We start from the raw sequence: 17,841 nt of genomic DNA, 5'->3' as shown, positions 1-17,841 counted from the left end.
TGTTTCGAACGCCGCGCGGGGTCTTTCAGGGTCTTTCGCGGCCCGACTGTAGTCCCGTTTTTTCAACTCTCAACTAGGCCACTTCGGCCAATGTCCGGTATTGAATGAGCCACATGTGGCGCCTTTGTCACCGATGGCAACTTCTGCCACAGGCTGCGGCAACCCTCAGGTGAGCAGGGGTGTGCCTGCCACCAGGGCTCCCGACGTCGGGATGCTGCCGGGCGTCACCGTGTGCCGCCGCGTCTCGCCGCGTGTCGCCGGGCGTCCTCACGTCCGGCCGGTCCCCGCGGGGAGGTCCCCGTGCCTGCGGCGTAACGGGGAGCGTTCCGCCGCGTAACACGCCCGACGCACGCTGAGGGGTATGCAGACCTCCGTTACGCCCACCCACTGCCCGTACTGCGCACTGCAGTGCGGCATGAACCTGACGCCCACGCCGGACGGTGGCGGCAGCGTGGTCGAGGTGACGGAGCGCGTGGATTTCCCGGTGAACCGGGGCGCGCTGTGCGGCAAGGGCCGTACGGCGCCGGCGCTGCTCTCGTCCGCCGTGCGGCTGACCTCGCCGTTGATCCGCAGGGCGGGTGTACTGGAGCCGGCCGGCTGGGACGAGGCGCTGGACCGGATCGCCGAGGGGCTGTCCCGCACGCGTACGGAGCATGGCCCGGACGCGTGCGGGGTCTTCGGCGGGGGCGGGCTGACCAACGAGAAGGCGTACACGCTGGGGAAGTTCGCCCGGGTCGTGCTCGGCACCTCACAGATCGACTACAACGGCCGCTTCTGCATGTCCTCCGCGGCGGCCGGCGGAATCAAGGCCTTCGGCCTGGACCGGGGGCTGCCCTTCCCGCTGGAGGACATCCCGAAGACCGGCTGTGTGATCCTGGTCGGCTCGAACCTCGCCGAGACCATGCCGCCCGCACTCCGCTACTTCACCGAACTGAAGGAGAATGGCGGGAAGTTGATCGTCATCGACCCGCGCCGGACCCGGACCGCCGAACAGGCGGACCTGCATCTGGCACCCCGGCCGGGCACCGATCTCGCCCTGGCCCTCGGGCTGTTGCACCTGGTGGTCGCGGAGGGGCGTACGGACGAGGCGTACATCCAGGAGCGTACGAGCGGCTGGGCGGAAGCGCGGGCCGCGGCGATGGCGCACTGGCCGGAGTACGTGGAGCGGATCACGGGGGTGTCCGTTCCCCAACTCCGGGAGACCGTACGGCTGTTCTGCGAGCCGGAGTCCGCGATGGTGCTCACCGCGCGCGGGCCCGAGCAGCAGTCCAAGGGCACGGACACGGTCGGGGCGTGGATCAACCTCTGTCTGGCGACCGGGCGTCCGGGGCGGCCCAACTCCGGGTACGGCTGTCTCACCGGGCAGGGGAACGGGCAGGGCGGGCGTGAACACGGCCAGAAGGCCGACCAGTTGCCCGGTTACCGCAAGCTCGACGACCCGGCGGCCCGTCGCCATGTGGCCGAGGTCTGGGGTGTCGACCCGGACTCGCTGCCGGGTCCGGGGCGCAGCGCGTACGAGCTGCTGGACGCCATGGGTACGGACATCCGGGCGCTCCTGCTGATGGCCTCGAACCCGGTGGTGTCCGCGCCCCGGGCCGCCCACATCGAGGAACGCCTGCGCTCCCTCGACTTCCTCGCCGTCGCGGACGTGGTGCTCTCCGAGACGGCGGAGCTCGCGGATGTCGTCCTGCCGGTCACCCAGTGGGCCGAGGAGACGGGCACGATGACCAACCTGGAGGGCCGCGTGCTGCTGCGCAGGCAGGCGATCACGCCTCCTGACGGCATACGCAGTGACCTGTACGTGATGCATGAACTGGCCGACCGACTGGGCGTGGAGAAGGGCTTCCCGACGGACCCGGAGGAGGTCTTCGAGGAGCTCCGCCGGGCGAGCGCGGGCGGCCCCGCCGACTACTCGGGCATCACATACCGCCGCCTCGCGGAGGAGAACGGGGTGTTCTGGCCGTGCCCGGCGGAGGTGCCGGAAGGCTCGGAGAGCCCGGAGCAGCCGCGGAACTTGGCGGCTGCGGCGACCCCGGCAGCCTCGGCGGCTCCGGCGGCTCCGGCGGCTCCGGCGGCTCCGGCGGCTCCGGCGGCTCCGGCGGCTCCGGCGGAGGCTTCCGGCGCCGTGGGCAGCGCGGTCGCGAACAGCGGAACCACGGACAGCGGGACCACGGGCAACGGAGCCACGGGCAACGGGACGCCGGGCAACGAGACCACGGACAGTGGGACCACGGACAGCGGGACCACGGACAGCGGGACCACGGACAGCGGGACCACGGGGAACGAGACGCCGGGTAACGAGGCCCTGGGCAGCGCGGCTGGCGGCAGCGGGGCCGAGGACTGCGAGGACGCGACGTTCGACGCCCTTCCTGACGACCCGGCGGGCGAGGCGGCAGACAACGTCGTCGTCGCACCGCCCGCCGGGGTCCAGCCCGCCCCGGGCGGGGTCCACCCCGGTACGCCGCGCCTCTTCCTCGACCGTTTCCACACCCCGGACGGCCGTGCCCGCTTCGTCGCCGTGAACCACCGGCCGCTCGCGGAGGAGCCCGACGCCGAGTACCCGGTGCTGCTGACCACCGGCCGGGTGGTCTCCCAGTACCAGTCCGGTGCGCAGACCCGCCGGGTCGACGAGCTGAACGCGGGCGCGCCCGGTCCCTTCGTGGAGCTGCACCCGAGGCTGGCCGAACGGATCGGCGCCGCCGAAGGAGAGCCGCTGACCGTCGTGTCCCGGCGCGGGCGCGCGGTCGCGCCGGCGCGGATCACCACGTCCATCCGGCCCGACACCGTCTTCATGCCGTTCCACTGGCCGGGCGAGGGGCGGGCCAACACGTTGACCAACCCGGCGCTTGACCCGACGTCGCGTATGCCGGAGTTCAAGGCTTGTGCGGTTCGGGTGGAGCGGGTGGGACAGGTGGAGCGGGTGGACTGAGGACGGATCAGTCGCTGCGGGCCGGTCGTGGCTGGGCGCGCCCACGCGGCGGAGCCGCATAATGTCACGCCCCGCGCCCCTTAAGGGGCCGAGCCCGCCAGTCGCCCCCCTCGATCAGCTTGCCCCTCGTCCGCAGGTCCTCCGCGACGGGCGGCGCGGCCACGTACACCCAGGCCCGGACTCTCGTACCGTCCTCGCACGTCACGTCCCTGGCCACGCGTTCGTACAGGTTTCCAGGGTCGCCCGGCGCGTAGTCCTCCAACCGGTCCAGGATGCCGAGGAGTTGGCCGTACCGGTCCGGGTCGGCGGTGACGAGTTCGCCGCACACCACGCCTCCGGGTTCCTCGACGGCGTACGGGTACCCGGGCCCCTCGTACAGCACGACCCCGGTGAGTAGTCCCGGCGCCTCGGAGACCGTGCGGCCGAGCAGGAAGAGGTCGTGGTTGTGCTCGCCGGGGCGCAGGGTCCCGTACACGAAGAAGGGCAGACGACTCACCCGGCCGTCTCCCGCTCCATCCACTCCAGGTACTCCGCACTCCCCCGCACCACCGGCGTCGCGATGATCTCCGGCGTGTCGTAGTCGTGCGCCCCGCGCAGGTACACCTCCAGCTCGGCGTACCGCGTCTCCGTCGTCTTGAACAGCACCTGCCACTCCCGCGCGGTCTCGATCTCGCCCTTCCACCGGTAGACGGACGTGACCGGCCCGGCGATCTGCGCACAGGCGGCGACGCGCGCCTCGACCGCGCCCCGCGCGAGCGCGTCCGCCTTCTCCTCGGCGTCGGTGGTGGTCAGGACGGTGAGCCAGTCGGCCACGGTCATGATCTGTCTCCTTTCCCGGCCTCTCTCCAAGCCTTTGCAGAAACGATTCTCACCCCTCACACATCCGCACACGACCGCCAGCCGATCGCTATGGACATGACACGACCTGGCCCCCTAGAACTGTGCGGACACCCCCGCGCCCCCCACCTTCCACTCCCCCACTCCCCCCACCACCACGCGTGTTTCGCGCGTCTTCCCGAGGAGTTCGATGAGTCGGACACGGCATATCCGAGGTGCCCGCCGCATCCGAGGTTCCCGCCACGTCGGAGGTTCCCGCCTCGCCACCGTCGGCATATCCGCGGCGGCCACCACCCTGCTGGCGGGTGCGCTGACCCCGAGCGCGGGGGCGGCCGACGCCCCGAGCCGGGACACCGTCCTCGGCAACGCGGCAGCGGTCGTCGCCGACCGGGCCGCGGCGCTGGGCCTCACCTCCGCGCAGAGCACCCGCCCCCGCGACGTACTCGTCGACGCGGACGGCACGCAACACGTGCGCTACGACCGGACGTACCGTCAACTCCCGGTCCTGGGCGGCGACTTCGTCGTCCATCTCACCTCCGCCGGTAACTACCGCGGCGCGGACCGGGCCACGGCGCGTCCACTCTCCCTCTCAAGCGTCAAGCCGTCCGTCGCCGCCCCGAAGGCCGCCGGTCTCGCCGCCGCCGCGCTGCGCCTCGCGAACGTCGGCGAGACGCTGCGCAAGGTGACCGCCAGTCCCCAACTGGTCGTCGACGCGCTGCACGGCGCGCCCAAGCTGGCCTGGCGGACCGAGGCCGCGGGCCGTGACTCGCTCGGCAACCCGGTCTCCCGTGTCGTCCTCACCGACGCCGTGACCGGCAGGCAGATCGACGCCTGGGACAGCATCGAGACGGCGACCGGCGACGGCCGGTCGCTCTACGCCGGTACGGTCCCGCTGGAGACGACGCCATCCGGTTCGGGGTACCAACTGACCGACCCCACACGGGGAAACACGTACACGGGCGACACCCAGAACAAGACGGACTCCTGCCTCCTCATCATCTGCTACCAGCGGGCCGCCTCGCCCGTACTCACGGACGCCGACAACCACTGGGGCAGCGGGGCGACTTCGGACCGCGCCTCGGCGGCGGTGGACGCGCAGTACGGCACCAACACCACCTGGGACTACTACAAGAACGTCCACGGGCGCAGCGGGATCGCGGGCGACGGCAAGGGCTCGTACAACCGCGTGCACTACGGCAGCGGCTACAACAACGCCTTCTGGGACGACAGTTGCTTCTGCATGACGTACGGGGACGGTGACGGGACGACGTTCGGCCCGCTGGTGTCGCTGGACGTGGCCGGCCACGAGATGTCGCACGGCGTGACGTCGAAGACCGCGGCCCTGACGTACTCGGGCGAGCCCGGCGGCCTGAACGAGGCGACCTCCGACATCTTCGGCACACTGGTGGAGTTCTACGCCGACAACCCTTCCGATCGCGGGGACTGGCGGATCGGCGAGAAGATCGTGAAGTCCGGCTTCGGCCGGTCCGCCCTGCGTTACATGGATCAGCCCTCCAAGGACGGCAACTCCGCGGACTGCTGGACCTCGACGGTCGGCGACCTCGACGTCCACTACTCGTCCGGCGTCGCCAACCACTTCGCGTACCTCCTCGCGGAGGGTAGCGGCCCGAAGACCATCGGCGGCGTCGCCCACAACGGCACGACCTGCAACGGCGCGACGGTGACGGGCATCGGCAAGGCCAAGCTGGGTGCGGTCTGGTACCGGGCGCTGACCGTCTACATGACGTCCTCGACGAAGTACGCGGGCGCCCGGACGGCCACGCTGAACGCGGCGAAGGATCTTTACGGGGCGGGGAGTTCGGAGTACCGCGCGGTGGGGGCGGCTTGGTCGGCGGTGTCGGTGAACTGACCTGATACCACCTTCAGTTGGCCCGCTCAAGACGCTGTGCTCAGCCGCCCTGGTCATCGGACCGGGGCGGCCATGTGCGTCTCGAAGGGCGCCGACTCGGGCCCCCCTCGGCGGCCTTCGACATCGCTCAGAGCGAGGCGACAAGCCCGACCACGGTCACGGCCAGAACGGCCAGCGTGTCGTCGGCGGGCGGCGCGTAGGTGATGCGGTAGCTCAAGCGACGCCCCGCCTCTCGGCCTCGTCCGCCGCCAGCCGTTCCAGGAGCCCGTCGGCCGCCGGATCGGGTACGGCCTCCAGCATCCAGTGCCGCATGACGGCGTGGATGTCCTGCACCCCGGCCTCGTTGACAGCCCGGTCGAAGTCCTCGCGCCGGTCTTCGGGGAGGGTGGCACGGATGTCGGGGATGCTGTTGGGGACCTCGACCTCTACGCCGCCGACGAGGGTCTTCAACGGTTCGGCCATGGTCATCCTCCTTGGTGGCGAGGGTTCGCTCCGATCACGGTAACGGGCGGCGATGGCCTCCTGGCGTACGACGTCCAGCTCGCACCAGACGGACTTGCCGACGGTCAGTCTGCGTACGCCCCACCGGTCGGCCACCTGCCCGACGATCAGCAGGCCGCGCCCGAACATGTCGTCGGAGTTCGCCTCGCGGAGGCTCGGCCGTGACTCGCCTCTTGGGTCGGAAACGGAGATCCGTACGGCGCTCTCGGTGAGCGTGAGTTCCACCCTGAAGAGCCGGTCGCGCACGCATCCGTGCAGTACGGCGTTGCCGCCCAGCTCGGACACCAACAGGGCGGTGTGGGCGGCGAGTTCGGGGTGCCCCCACTCGGTGAGCAGGCGGTGGGCTCGGCGGCGGGCGAGGGTCACGCTCTTGGGGAGGGGGGTGTAGTCGAGGCGGTCGTGGTGGAGGGGGGCTTCTGGCTCTTCGGGCTCTTCTGACACTTGGGGGGCGATCATGTCGCGCACCTCCGGGCAGGGGCGAGCGGCGCCGGGCATCGACTGGCGCCACCCTGTGATCGGTTCATCACGGAACGTAGATTCCCCGCAAGATCGATACAAGTTGGTCGCGGAGTAATTCATCCCTACGTGGTTGCAAGGCGGATACCCAGCGCGACAGACTGACTGCGCACCGAAGCCTGGAGGAGCACGACTTGAGCGCGAACCAACCGATGAACGGCAACAGCACGTCCTCCGTACTGGGGCGCCGACTGGGCGGAGAACTCGTCAAGCTGCGCACGATGGCCGGACTGACGCAGACCCACGCCGCCAAGGTGCTCACCTCGTCCATCACGAAGGTCACAAAGATGGAGCGCGGTTGGGTGCCCATGCGCGACCCGGACATCCGCGCGTTGTGTGAGCTGTACGGGGTCCGTGACCCCGGCGTCACCGGGGGGCTCCTGGAACTGGCGAGGATCGACAGGGAGCGGCGCAAGGCGAAGGGCTGGTGGGACACCTACACGAAGCTCGGCACCATGCAGGAATACGTCACCCTGGAGAACGCGGCGACGTCCATCAAGGCATGGCAGCCCGGGTTCGTCCCCGGCCTGCTGCAAACTCCCGCATACGTAGGAGCGTTGAGGGACGCCCCCACCTACACTGCGCCAGTGGCCCAACGCAGAGACCCGGACGAGGAGTTCATCGCCTCACGACTCGCACGACAGCAGCGTCTCACCGAGGATCCGCCACTCATCCTGCGAGCCGTGCTCTATGAGGCCGTACTGCGGAACCTCCCCGGCAGTACGGAGACAGCTCGCGGTCAACTCGACCACCTGGCGAAGGTGGCTGACCTGCCTAACGTCACTCTCGGGGTCTTCCCCTTCAGCGGCGGCCTGCACCAGGGTCTGAACGGCTCCTTCAACGTCATCTCGTTCGCCGAACCCGGCGCCATGGATGTCGTCTACTACGAGTCCGCGTTCTCCGAGAGGTGGATCGAAGGCGGGGAAGGCGCCACGGCCCACGACCAGCTGTTCGAACTGATCGCCGACCGTTCCCTGAACGAGCGGGACTCCCAACTGTTCCTCCACAACCTTCGCAAGGAACTCTGAGCCGTGCCCGATTTCCAATACCGCAAGTCCAGCTACAGCGACAGTGTGAACGAGTGCGTCGAGATAGCCACCAACATCCCCACCACCATCGCCATACGCGACTCCAAGCACCCCGCCGGCCCCTCCCTCCACATCCGCCCCACCACATGGACTGCGTTCCAGACCGGCCTCACGAACGGCAACTGGGCAAGGCAGTAAGCGGGACGAAAAGTCATGGCGATGAAGTAGCCGACCTGGATACGCTCCGCTGCCCAGCGCTTCCCCGCCCTGACTACGTACGGAGCCCCATCCCATGCCGCCCAGCCCGAAGATGCACGCCGACGAGCTCGACATCGACGCGGCGCTGGTCGGCCGGCTGGTCGCGGAGCAGTTTCCTCAGTGGGCGGGGCTGCCGGTGAAGGAGGTTGTCTCGGCCGGGACCGAGAACGCCATGTACCGGCTGGGCGAAGACATGGTCGTACGGCTGCCGCGGCTGCCCGGTGAGGCCGGTCAGGTCGACGAGCAACGCTGGCTGCCCCGGCTCGCCCCGCACCTTCCGCTGGCCGTGCCGGTGCCGCTCGCCAAGGGGGCGCCCGGCCAGGGGTACGGGCTGCCGTGGGGGGTGTTCCGCTGGCTGGACGGCGACAACGTATACGACGCGCCCCTCACCGATCCCGCCGAACTCGCTCACGCGGCGGTTGAGTTGGGCCGTTTCGTCGCGGCGTTGCGGAAGGTCGACGCCACCGGCGGGCCGGCGTCCTGGCGCGGTGGTTCTCTCACCGGCGATGACGGCGACGTCCGTACCGCGATCCGTGGCCTGGACGCGGCCGGCACGTGGGACGGGGCGGTCGCGACCGCCGCCTGGGAAGAGGCGCTGCGGCTTCCCCAGTGGGACGGCGATCCCGTCTGGCTGCACGGCGACCTCCTGCCGGGCAACCTGCTGGCCACGGGAGGCCGGCTCAGCGCGGTCATCGACTTCGGCGGCCTCGGCGTCGGCGACCCGGCCGCCGACGTACTCGCCGCCTGGGCCGTGTTCACCCCCGAGACCCGGGGCCTGTTCCGCGAAGCGGCCGCCGTCGACGACGCGACCTGGGCTCGGGGGCGGGGCTGGGCCCTGTGCTTCGGACTGGTGGCGGAACACCACTACCGGGTCACGAATCCCGTCCTCGCCGCCGTGGGGCACCGGGCGGTGGCCGAGGCGCTGGCCGAGTACACGTAGTACGTCTAGTACGTGCACGACGTCTTCTAGTACGTGCACTACGTCTAGTACGTCGTCGCAAGCCGCCGCGGCCACTGTCTTCCGGCGCGGCGTGTCAGCCGACGTCCGGGATGTCTACGGCCCGTCGTCGGTCCGGGGCGCCCCGTACCAACGCCATGTGGTGAGGCGGGGCCGGCCCGGGAGTTCCGCGCGACCCGTGGCCCACAGGAGGGTCGGCCAGCGGTCGGTGTCCGTGGGGGCGTCAGGGAAGAGTCGGGCCAGCACGCGGTCACACAGGTCGGCGTCCGGGGTCCAGTCGACGCCGAGGCCCTCGGCGACGTCGTGCGTGTGCACCAGGGTCTCCACAACGCCCATGGCCGCGAAGCCCTCGGGGTCGGCCGTGCCGAAGACGTGGTGCGAGCGGACCGTCGGCGGCGTGGTGCGCACCATGGCCGTCAGCAAGGCACCGCTCGCTTCCAGTACCTGCAACAGGCCGGCCGGACCGGCGTCGCGGTCCGCGAAGATGGCGTTCGCCGGGCCGCCCGGCCTTCTGCGGGTCCAGGAGAACGGGACGTTCGTGTCCAACGGCGGGCTTTCAGGGCCGAGTTGGGCGGCGTAGGCGAACAGGTCGTCGGCGAGGTGCTCGACGGTCTCCCAGCAGTCCCACTCCAGGGAGTCGGCCTTGGCACTCCAGTCCGGCTCCTCCGCCCCGCGCAGGGCGGTCACCGCCAGGCGGACGGCGTACTCGACGTCGGCCGCGGTGACGGGATCGGTGTGCATGAAGATCACCATACTGGCTGTGGGCTTCTACACCGGGGAACTCGTCTCAATCCAGCACACCAACTACCCACCCCCGGATCGACAAAGGCGGAGGAGGTCACAAGCCGAGTTCGGGCATTGTGTACCGGTGGACGCCGCGGGTGCGCAGACCGTCCGGGGTGCCGGGCAGGAACCAGAATCCGCCGTAGCGACCGTCGGGTCCGCTGAAGGGCTCGAAGGTCAGGACGTCGTGGTGACCGTCACGGTCGGCATCAAGGACACGCAGGTCCTCGGCGAAGCGGTCACGTCTGCCGATGTCGGATTCGAAGACGTCACCGGAGATGCCCTCGGTGTCCCTGTCGATGATCTGCAGGCCGGTCATCGTGACGGCAGAGCCCCTGCTGGTCAGGCGCGCCAGCTGGAGGTGGCCCTGCTGGTCGGCCGAGCCGTACTCGACGGTGGAGACGGTGTTGCGGTCGGACGCCGAGGTGACATGGCCGGTCAGCACATGGGTGCCGACGGTGAGGGATCCGAGGTCGACATTCAGCCGAGTGGTGCCGGGGCGGAAACCGTCCGGCCCGCCGCGCACATACTCGCGCTCGTGTCCAGCGCTCCAGCCGGGCGGAAGCAGGTCGGGATAGCCGTCACCGTCAAGGTCGATGCCCGCGTGCACCTCGCTGCCGATGTCGCCGACCATCTCACTCAAGCGCCGGCTCACCTCGCCGTCTTCTTCCAGCCCTTGGCCCGGCGTGCCACGGAAGTAGCGCACGGAACGCCTGGAGGCCCTCTCGTCCTCGGCTTCCTCGTCGTAGTCGCGGTGGACGAGGAGGTCCGTACGGCCGTCCCGGTCGAAGTCCGCGGCCGTGGAGAGCATCCCACCGGACAGACGGCGGGCGGCTTTCGGCTTGCCGTCGGCGTCGAACGGCCCCATGAGGAGTCGTTCGCCACCGTACAGATCCGCATGACCGTCACCGTCGAAGTCCGCGGCCTCGACGGCCGTGAAGGGATGCTTGGGATCGTCGCCGGGAACATGCAACCTGACGGGTGTGGTGGACAGACCGTCCTTGCCGCCGTGGAAGACGACCGTACGGCCGCCCCGCTCCTGGTTGTCCTGGGTGTTGGGGACCGGCACCTGCTGGTGCAGAATCAGGTCGGAGAAGCCGTCGCTGTTCAGGTCCGCGGTCAGGTCGGAGCGGAACCCTTCTTCGAGGAAGCCGTTTGCCCTGCGGCCGCTGCCCGCGATCAGAGGCTTGCCCGTGGGACGCAGACCGTCGCGACCACCGCGAAAGACAACGACAGGCCCATAGTCCCAGTCCAGGCCGGCAGCGGCGCTGCCGGTCACCACCACTGCGGCATCCTCGTAGCCGTCCCCGTCGAAATCCGGGGCACTGGCGGGACGAGCCTTGCCCTTGCCCTTGCCCTTGCCCTTTGTCGCCGAGCGATCCTCCTGCGAGGACCCGTCGCAGCCGCCCGCCGACGCCAACAGGATCAGTGCGGCGGCCAGGGCCGCGGTCCGGTGAGTTCGTCCATGCCGCATCGCCGCAGACTAGCCCCAAGGCCGTGAAGCGAGACGGCAGATCCCGCAGCCGCACCTGGACCCTGCCGGTGGCCTTCAAGGCCTCGTCGACCATCTCGAAGGGCACAAGTTGGGTGAGTTCACCGATGTGGCCCGGCGCGAACCGGCCTCCAGCCACCGTGACGACACGGGTGATGGCAGACTGTTCGGACAGCGGAGCCTGCGGTCTTTGTGAACGGCGTGTCATGGTCGACTGCCAGTTCTACCGGGGCTCCGCTCCTCATGTCCGGTGAAACCACAGCTCACGGCCCTCTGGACAACCCCACCCGGCCCATAACTTCACGGACTTGGGAATAGCGCAGGGTCAGAACACTGCCTCTTCACCAGTCGGTCCGCGAAACCCAAGAGGCCATCGTCGGCGCGGTCACCGGCCCGCCGACAGCCCCGCGCACACTCCTGCTCGGCAGATACGACACCGTCGGCCGTTTCCACTACATCGGCCGCACCACCGTTCTCCCCCCAGGCAGCCGGCCACACGATCAACTCCCCGTCCAGCGCCGTCGCGTCCGGCAGCTGCCTGCTCCCGGATTCGATCTCCGGGAACGAGGCGAGCAGGCTGGTGCCGTGCCATGAGCGCAGCACCGCGCAGCACCAACCGTCCGGCCTCCACCGAGACCATCGCTCGCCAGCCGTCCCACTTCAGCTCGCCCGCCCACCAAATCCTCGCGGCGGTCTCGGATCCCGAGGCGCGGTGGGAGGCGATCCAGAATCCGCCGCTGGATGAGCGGAGCGGCACACGGCGGTGGACACCGGAGACGTCCCGACGGCGGGTCGGTTACCACGGTCCGGGCCCGGAGACGGTGCAGGAGAAGGTCGAGGCCGTGCATGACCTGAGCACGAACGGGCCTTCGGCGCCGTACGACCCGGCCCCATCAAGCGGCGACAAGCTCACTGCCATACCCGGAGCCCTCGGGCTCACCGATCCTACGAATGACCGGTGTTGGCCGCGCTAAAACGGTAGAACAAGCTTAGGTCATGGCAGAGTGACGCAGTCGTACCGCGCGCCGGTTTCGTTGTTGTAGCGGGCCCACTTCATCTTGCCCAAGGTCTCGCGGCCGTATTCGCCGTCAACCCTCGCGCCGATCCTGCCCTGAACGTCTCGGAGAGCAACTTCGGTGGCCGGTCCGAAGCTGCCATCAAGTTCGAGCCTCTTGCCGTAGCAGCTGTTCATGTTCTTCTGCAGGGCTCTGACCCCGGTACCCCTGTGCCCGTTCTTCAGGTAGCAGTAAATCGTGTGGTTCGCGACGTTGATCGGCACCACGAAGTGCCGGCCCCCCGTGGTCTGTATCGTCGTGGATCCAGTGCACACCCCGTCTGCTGCGCTGGCTGGAGCGGCGGTGATCACTCCTCCAAGTAGGGCCGCCATCATGGTCCCTGTCGCGAGAAGTGCCTTGCTTTTACCTGTCCTGCGCATGCCTATTGGTTCCTTTCAATATGGAGTCTGATCTATGCGCGTCCACGCCTGCTGAACAGCTACCTTTTTCTGACCTCGCCCATGAACCTCAGGGGCGTCGTGGGCTTCGGACTTCGTCGTCCGTGCAGGGAACTTTGTCAGTCGTGCACCGTCTCAAGTTGACGCCGCATCAGGCGAGGGTCGCCCTGCGGGTGGTCATGGCCGGTGTCAGCCCCGTACGACGGGCACAGTAGCCCGGCCCGATCGCCGAGTGTGCCGGTCGTTTGACCCACAAGGAACAGCCGCCGCACACACCGGAATACCGGCAAGGCGGCGATCAAGACCGCCTCTGGTTTACAGTCTCGACCTCGGTGAGCTCGACTGCCGCAACCGCTGGACCACGAGAAGCCGCGAAGGGGGAACCCCGACCGCCTGGTAACAGCAGAATTGCCACACCACCGCGAAGAGCGGGTTCTGTGTGCACCGAGCACCGACGCCACCAGCCACCCCCACGAACGAGACGAACAGACGAATCACGCCCATCTCCCCCGCCACCGGCCAGAGTTCATGCCTACACACCCCGCAACCGGAACCGAATCAGCTGCCGTGACTACACCACCTCGCGGGACATGACCTGGGCTCCTATCCGTAGCGTTTTTCATCTTCCTCATTACGATTCAAGGAATCACTGAAGCGTGGATCGGCCTGGCGATAGTGGCTGTCTGCTGGCTGATCACAGCCTGGAGATTCTGGGGAGTTGGAAAGAAGGGCCTCCCACCGCAGCGGTAGCTATCTGCGGAGGCCTACCTCAAGTCGAGCCGAACGCTTGGAAATTCACCTCCGAGCCCCTACCTCTACGCCGAAGGCGACCCCGTCAACCGCATTGATCCGGATGGGTTGATCAGCCTTGGAGGAATCTTCGACGCCGCCGGATAGGCCAGTCCGACAGGGGCAGGGCTGCTAGGAGGTGGCCAAGAGGATCGATCACAAACTGCTGGACTGATCGCCAGCATTGGTGTCACTGGCCTTTGCGAAGGCGCTGCAACCATAGTGTCAGGAGGCGCGGCAACTGGTCCGGCGCTGCCATTCTGTGCAGCGACCGGGGCTGCAGCCGGCGCGGGAGTTACGTACTCCTACCAGCGAAACAGGCTCTGAGGTAGACGGGGGCGGCTTGGCCGCCCCCGTCCGCTTCACACCGCTACGAGAAGGAGGGGCACATGAAAGAGAGAGCGCACACACGGCTGCGCTGGCTAGGCGTAATCGAGATCGTCATGGGCCTGCTTCTACTCCTCATGGTGGTTTCCGATCTACTCGCTGGGCGCGACTGGACGATACTGGCTCCCATATCGGCGGCATTTATCGGCGCCGGAGGCTGGTTCATTTATCGGTCTCGAAATTAGGAAGCCCGTTGATATCATGCTTCTTTCGAGATACCTGCTGGCCACAGGTAGTTCTTGGATCGATTTCGGTGTGCCAGCAGACGCCTTCAGCAGCGAGGATTTCCAGCAACTCGATCTGAGTAACGGAGGGTTAGCCTCGTTCTCGCGGCCTCACCCGCCCCGTCACAACAGAGCAGGTCCGCCGGCAATCACACGCTTGACGCCGATCAGGACCCGGTAGCGCTCCCGTGCGGCGAACTCCGGCATGGCCCAGACCGCCGGGCGGCCGACCTCCGCGCACAGGTGCAGCACCGTTCCGCCGCCTCCCTCGCCCGCCCAGACGCCGACATGCGCGCCGTAGGCATCGTCGGTGGCGTTGAAGAGCAGCAGGTCGAGGGGCTGGGGCTGGGCCGACGGGACGCGGATCGTGCACCGCGTGTCCGTCCACAGGTCGCTCGACCGCAGGGCGGGCGGGGCCAGGCCGAAGTGGCGGAGGACCTCGTAGGCGAACAGTTGGCAGTTCGCGCCCGCTGACAGGTCGGCGCGGCCGGCCGCCGCGGCCGGTGACCCCGGAAAGCGGCGGCCGACGTACGGAACGGTCCAGAACGAAGCCGGTAGGCGATCGAGAATCGGAACGGGCAACGGAACCGGAACCATGAGCCCATCATGCACGGCCCTGAGAGCCGCGACGAGCTGCCGCCAGGGCACAACAGGCCCGGGCCCGACCGTGCCCCTCAGCCGGACCCGGACCCGGGCCACCGGGCCACCGGGCACAAGACAGGCCTCAACCCCCGTACGGCCGCACCGACTTCGCCTCCCGCAGCGCCAGCCCCCACCACACCAGCTGATCCAGCATCGTCTTGGCGGCCGCGTCCGGTGCCGACGGATCACGGTGGCGGCCCTCGTCGTCGAAGGAGGCGCCGGCGTTGTGGAAGGAGACCGTGTCGCGGACGGTGACGGCGTGGAGTTCGGCGAAGACCTGGCGGAGGTGTTCGACGGCGCGCAGGCCGCCCGAGAGGCCGCCGTAGGAGACGAAGGCGACGGGCTTGGCGCGCCACTCGTTGTAGTGCCAGTCGATGAGATTCTTCAGGCCGGCGGGGAACGAGTGGTTGTACTCGGGGGTGAGAACCACGAAGGCATCGGCGTCGGCCAGCTTCGGGGTGACCTCGGCCAGCTCGGCGATCACTTCCTCGGAGGGGGAGTAGGACAGGGCCGTCGGGAGACGTACGTCGGCGAGGTCCACGACGTCCACGGCGAGGTCGTCGCGTTCGCGGACCCGGCCCAGCAGCCAGTCCGCGACGACGGGACCGAAGCGGCCCTCCCGGTTGCTGCCGACGATGACGGCGATCTTGAGGGGAGCGGGGAGGGAGACGGAAACATGTGTGGTGGGGTTCATGGGAGCGAGCCTCACACCTCAACCAAACCTGAGGTCAAGTGTCCGCCGAGGAGAGAGCCGGTCACCCGTTCACACGCGCCGCCCGCACCCTTCGGGTTCTTTTCGTCGGCACACCCAGGGCGCGGCGGTGACCTGCTGAAACGTCATCGCGTACGCCACCGGGCATTCCCGCCTGACACCCGTTCACATCATTTCTGACGCCCCATCAGGAGGCGTACGCCGTCGACTGCCACTTACCTCGGTAGGGCAGGGGCGTGACCGCCGCAGCGGCACATGGGGGTGCCGCGGGTCGTGCCCCCTCGGAGGAGCAAGCACGATGCGCACAGCCCGTCCGCTGACCGGTACCGCGCTCGCCGTCACCGCCACCGTCGCCGTCGCGGGCCTCGCCGCCGCGCCCGCGTACAGCGCGGGTCCCGGTCCCGGTCCGGGTTCGCGGTCCCTGGAGGTCTACCCCGCCGCGGTCGTGCCCGGCGCCGAGGTCACGGTGAACACGGCGGCCTGCGGTGCGGACGGCGCGGTGTCGGGCGACGCCGGAGCCGTGGCGGCGGGCGGGTTCACGCTGGTGCCCAGTGCGCACGAGGGCATCGCGGTGGGGCGGTTCAGGGTGCCGCCGTCCGCGCGGCCGGGCACGTACGAGATCGTCGCGCGCTGCCCGGGCGGTACGCGGGTGACGGGCGACCTGGTGGTCACGCTGACCTCCACCCAGAAGACCCGGGAGAACGGGCAGCAGGTCCGTCCGAGAGGAAGTGTGAAGACGGGGGTCGGCGGCGCACTCGGCACCGACCCCGTGCAGACCGCGGCGGGAGTGGCGGCCCTGGCCGTCGCCGCCGCGGGCGGTACCTGGCTCCTGCATCGCCGGGCGAGAGGCGACGGGATCTGACGGACACCCTCCGCTGTCCGTTCGCCGGTTACCGCCGTCCCCTCCCCCTCCGGGCCCGACGCCCCTCGCGGCCCGGAGGGGGACGCGGGACCCACAGAGCCATCCCGAGAGTTTGTTCCAAGAGATCTCAGAGGTCCCAAGGGGTCGTTCCAAGAGAGGGGTCGAGTGCGCCCGTTCAGCGACATCTCCATAGCCGCCGTCACCCTCGTCGCCCTGGTCTGCGGCGCCTGGCTCCTGCGCGGCGGCGCCGAGACGCACGCCCCACCCCAGCCGTCGGCCGCGCAGGCCCGCCGCGGCGACGCCCATGCCGACCGGCCCACGGCCGCCCCACTGGCGCCTGCCCTGCCTGACCGCGTCCGCATCCCCTCCCTCGGGGTGGACGCCCCTCTCACGGGCCTCGGCCTCACCCCGCGGGGCAGCCTCGACGTGCCGTCGGCCACCGGGAAGAACCTTGCCGGCTGGTACGAGTCCGGCATCACGCCCGGCGAGAAGGGCACCGCGATCGTCGCCGGGCACGTCGACAACGCCGAAGGGCCCGCCGTCTTCTACCGCCTCGGCGCCCTCAGGAAGGGCAGCACGATCGAGGTCGCGCGCCGCGACGGCACGGTCGCCCTCTTCTCGGTCGACGCGGTCGAGGTGTACGACGCCCGCGACTTCCCGGACGAGAAGGTGTACGGGGCCGCGCTCCGCCCGGAGCTGCGGGTCATCACGTGCGGCGGCGGCTACTCGGCCGCCACCGGCTACCAAGGCAACGTCGTCGTCTTCGCCCACCTGACCGGCAGCCGTTTGAATGGCGATGCGATCACGGGGACGGCTCGCTCATCGGGGCTGCCGCCCTCTGACGAGCGCAGTGGGCAGTGACGCGCCGAGGATCGGTTCACGCGGCAGCGCCAGTTCAAAGCGCTGCTCCAGCACGGCGAGAGAGGCACGGTGCGCCGCGTCCCTCTTCCTCTCCTCCGGGATTCCTGCCGCGATGATGTCAGCGCGGATGAGGTCGGCGCCGGGGCCGGTGATCTCCTGCGACCAGGTGTGCATGTACATGTCGAAGCCGCACACATAGTGGTCGTCGTGGAAGTAGGCGAATGTGGGTGGCGGGACCTTCGGGTTCTGCTTCTCGTAGTAGAGCTCGAAGATGTGGACCCCGTCTCGGGATGTCCCGTCGTGGTACGCGGGCCCGAGGACGGACGGCCAGTGGCCGTAGGCCACGATGAAGCCCAGGCCGGCGTGGTCCCCGTAGCGGACGGCGATGCTGTCGGTGTCGCCGCGCTCGGCGTCGAGCCCGTCGACGAGTTCTTCGGCCTGCGGCCCGGTGGTGGCCTGGACCGGTACGGGGCCGCCGGTGGCGGCGAGGCGGGCGATGAGCTGTTCGCCGGTCAGGCCCCGGGCCAGCTTGATGTAGTAACCGAGCCAGGAGATGTCCTCATCGGCTACCCATGTGATCCCGCCGGAACTCACTGCGTGTCTCCGTTCTCCGGTGTGGTGCGGTGTGATGCGGCGTGCGTCATATCTGGTGCTGTGATCGGATATGTTCGCCGGGTCGGGAGCGGCGGGGTATCGGACAAGCGGTTCGAGGGATCGGGCAGCGTGTTCACGGCGCGTG

At 69.2% G+C, this 17,841-nt stretch carries 17 protein-coding genes and 2 pseudogenes; 8 read left to right on the top strand and 11 right to left on the bottom strand.

Annotated features, from left to right (window positions below; all coding sequences use genetic code 11):
• The first annotated feature begins 361 nt into the window (after positions 1-361).
• Positions 362-2,929 carry a molybdopterin-dependent oxidoreductase gene (locus tag AB0I18_RS43270; protein ID WP_363111275.1) on the top strand — a complete coding sequence of 856 codons (2,568 nt, stop codon included), beginning with the start codon at positions 362-364 and terminating at the stop codon, positions 2,927-2,929.
• 64 nt (positions 2,930-2,993) lie between these two features.
• Here AB0I18_RS43270 and AB0I18_RS43265 read toward each other — a convergent pair whose 3' ends face one another.
• A complete protein-coding gene (locus AB0I18_RS43265) occupies positions 2,994-3,425 on the bottom strand; it encodes a gamma-glutamylcyclotransferase family protein (RefSeq protein ID WP_363111274.1) in 432 nt (143 codons plus the stop codon).
• Positions 3,422-3,748: a divalent-cation tolerance protein CutA gene (gene cutA, locus AB0I18_RS43260; RefSeq protein WP_363111273.1), complete on the bottom strand. Its 327-nt coding sequence runs from the start codon at positions 3,746-3,748 to the stop codon at positions 3,422-3,424. The genes AB0I18_RS43265 and cutA overlap by 4 nt, the downstream gene beginning before the upstream one ends.
• A gap of 208 nt (positions 3,749-3,956) precedes the next feature.
• Between cutA and AB0I18_RS43255 the strand changes: the two genes are divergently transcribed.
• Complete coding sequence (locus AB0I18_RS43255) at positions 3,957-5,636, top strand: M4 family metallopeptidase (RefSeq protein WP_363111272.1); 1,680 nt, start codon at positions 3,957-3,959, stop codon at positions 5,634-5,636.
• Between the two features lie 213 nt (positions 5,637-5,849).
• Here AB0I18_RS43255 and AB0I18_RS43250 read toward each other — a convergent pair whose 3' ends face one another.
• Complete coding sequence (locus AB0I18_RS43250; protein ID WP_363111285.1) at positions 5,850-6,098, bottom strand: hypothetical protein; 249 nt, start codon at positions 6,096-6,098, stop codon at positions 5,850-5,852.
• Positions 6,099-6,197: 99 nt separating this feature from the next.
• A pseudogene (locus AB0I18_RS43245) lies at positions 6,198-6,593 on the bottom strand (ATP-binding protein); the annotation flags it as partial.
• Between the two features lie 194 nt (positions 6,594-6,787).
• On the opposite strand from AB0I18_RS43245, the gene AB0I18_RS43240 reads away from it, so the two are divergent.
• From AB0I18_RS43240 to AB0I18_RS43230, 3 genes are all read left to right on the top strand, one after another.
• A complete protein-coding gene (locus tag AB0I18_RS43240; RefSeq protein WP_363111271.1) occupies positions 6,788-7,681 on the top strand; it encodes a helix-turn-helix transcriptional regulator in 894 nt (297 codons plus the stop codon).
• A gap of 3 nt (positions 7,682-7,684) precedes the next feature.
• Positions 7,685-7,879, top strand: a complete 195-nt coding sequence (locus tag AB0I18_RS43235; RefSeq protein WP_363111270.1) for a DUF397 domain-containing protein — start codon at positions 7,685-7,687, stop codon at positions 7,877-7,879.
• Between the two features lie 94 nt (positions 7,880-7,973).
• Positions 7,974-8,879, top strand: a complete 906-nt coding sequence (locus tag AB0I18_RS43230; RefSeq protein ID WP_363111269.1) for an aminoglycoside phosphotransferase family protein — start codon at positions 7,974-7,976, stop codon at positions 8,877-8,879.
• Positions 8,880-8,993: 114 nt separating this feature from the next.
• Here AB0I18_RS43230 and AB0I18_RS43225 read toward each other — a convergent pair whose 3' ends face one another.
• The 3 genes and pseudogenes from AB0I18_RS43225 to AB0I18_RS43215 all read right to left on the bottom strand — a co-directional run.
• The gene (locus AB0I18_RS43225) at positions 8,994-9,638 is read right to left on the bottom strand and encodes a hypothetical protein (protein WP_363111268.1); all 645 of its coding nucleotides are present in this window, start codon (positions 9,636-9,638) and stop codon (positions 8,994-8,996) included.
• A gap of 97 nt (positions 9,639-9,735) precedes the next feature.
• Complete coding sequence (locus AB0I18_RS43220; protein ID WP_363111267.1) at positions 9,736-11,154, bottom strand: VCBS repeat-containing protein; 1,419 nt, start codon at positions 11,152-11,154, stop codon at positions 9,736-9,738.
• 28 nt (positions 11,155-11,182) lie between these two features.
• Positions 11,183-11,380: pseudogene (locus AB0I18_RS43215) on the bottom strand (transposase domain-containing protein); the annotation flags it as partial.
• Positions 11,381-11,762: 382 nt separating this feature from the next.
• Here AB0I18_RS43215 and AB0I18_RS43210 point away from each other — a divergent pair.
• Positions 11,763-12,146: a DUF6192 family protein gene (locus AB0I18_RS43210; protein WP_363111266.1), complete on the top strand. Its 384-nt coding sequence runs from the start codon at positions 11,763-11,765 to the stop codon at positions 12,144-12,146.
• Between the two features lie 20 nt (positions 12,147-12,166).
• Here the strand turns inward: AB0I18_RS43210 and AB0I18_RS43205 are convergent, their stop codons facing one another.
• The 3 genes from AB0I18_RS43205 to AB0I18_RS43195 form a co-directional block, all read right to left on the bottom strand.
• Positions 12,167-12,607: a peptidoglycan-binding domain-containing protein gene (locus tag AB0I18_RS43205; protein WP_363111265.1), complete on the bottom strand. Its 441-nt coding sequence runs from the start codon at positions 12,605-12,607 to the stop codon at positions 12,167-12,169.
• Positions 12,608-14,148: 1,541 nt separating this feature from the next.
• Complete coding sequence (locus AB0I18_RS43200; protein WP_363111264.1) at positions 14,149-14,622, bottom strand: hydrolase; 474 nt, start codon at positions 14,620-14,622, stop codon at positions 14,149-14,151.
• A gap of 127 nt (positions 14,623-14,749) precedes the next feature.
• Complete coding sequence (locus AB0I18_RS43195) at positions 14,750-15,361, bottom strand: NAD(P)H-dependent oxidoreductase (RefSeq protein ID WP_363111263.1); 612 nt, start codon at positions 15,359-15,361, stop codon at positions 14,750-14,752.
• 316 nt (positions 15,362-15,677) lie between these two features.
• Here AB0I18_RS43195 and AB0I18_RS43190 point away from each other — a divergent pair, with 316 nt between their 5' ends.
• Together AB0I18_RS43190 and AB0I18_RS43185 are read left to right on the top strand one after the other, a co-directional pair.
• Positions 15,678-16,241, top strand: coding sequence for a hypothetical protein (locus AB0I18_RS43190; RefSeq protein WP_363111262.1), 564 nt, complete (start codon positions 15,678-15,680; stop codon positions 16,239-16,241).
• 165 nt (positions 16,242-16,406) lie between these two features.
• Entirely contained in the window at positions 16,407-17,102 is a 696-nt protein-coding gene (locus AB0I18_RS43185; RefSeq protein ID WP_363111261.1) for a class F sortase, read from the top strand.
• Here AB0I18_RS43185 and AB0I18_RS43180 read toward each other — a convergent pair.
• Positions 17,061-17,696 carry a hypothetical protein gene (locus AB0I18_RS43180; protein WP_363111260.1) on the bottom strand — a complete coding sequence of 212 codons (636 nt, stop codon included), beginning with the start codon at positions 17,694-17,696 and terminating at the stop codon, positions 17,061-17,063. The two genes, AB0I18_RS43185 and AB0I18_RS43180, sit on opposite strands and share 42 nt — an antisense overlap.
• Positions 17,697-17,841: the final 145 nt, after the last annotated feature.

The sequence above is a fragment of the Streptomyces sp. NPDC050704 genome (assembly GCF_040654355.1).
In the GTDB taxonomy this organism is placed as follows: domain Bacteria; phylum Actinomycetota; class Actinomycetes; order Streptomycetales; family Streptomycetaceae; genus Streptomyces.
This window is presented reverse-complemented; position numbering and strand designations above follow the sequence as displayed.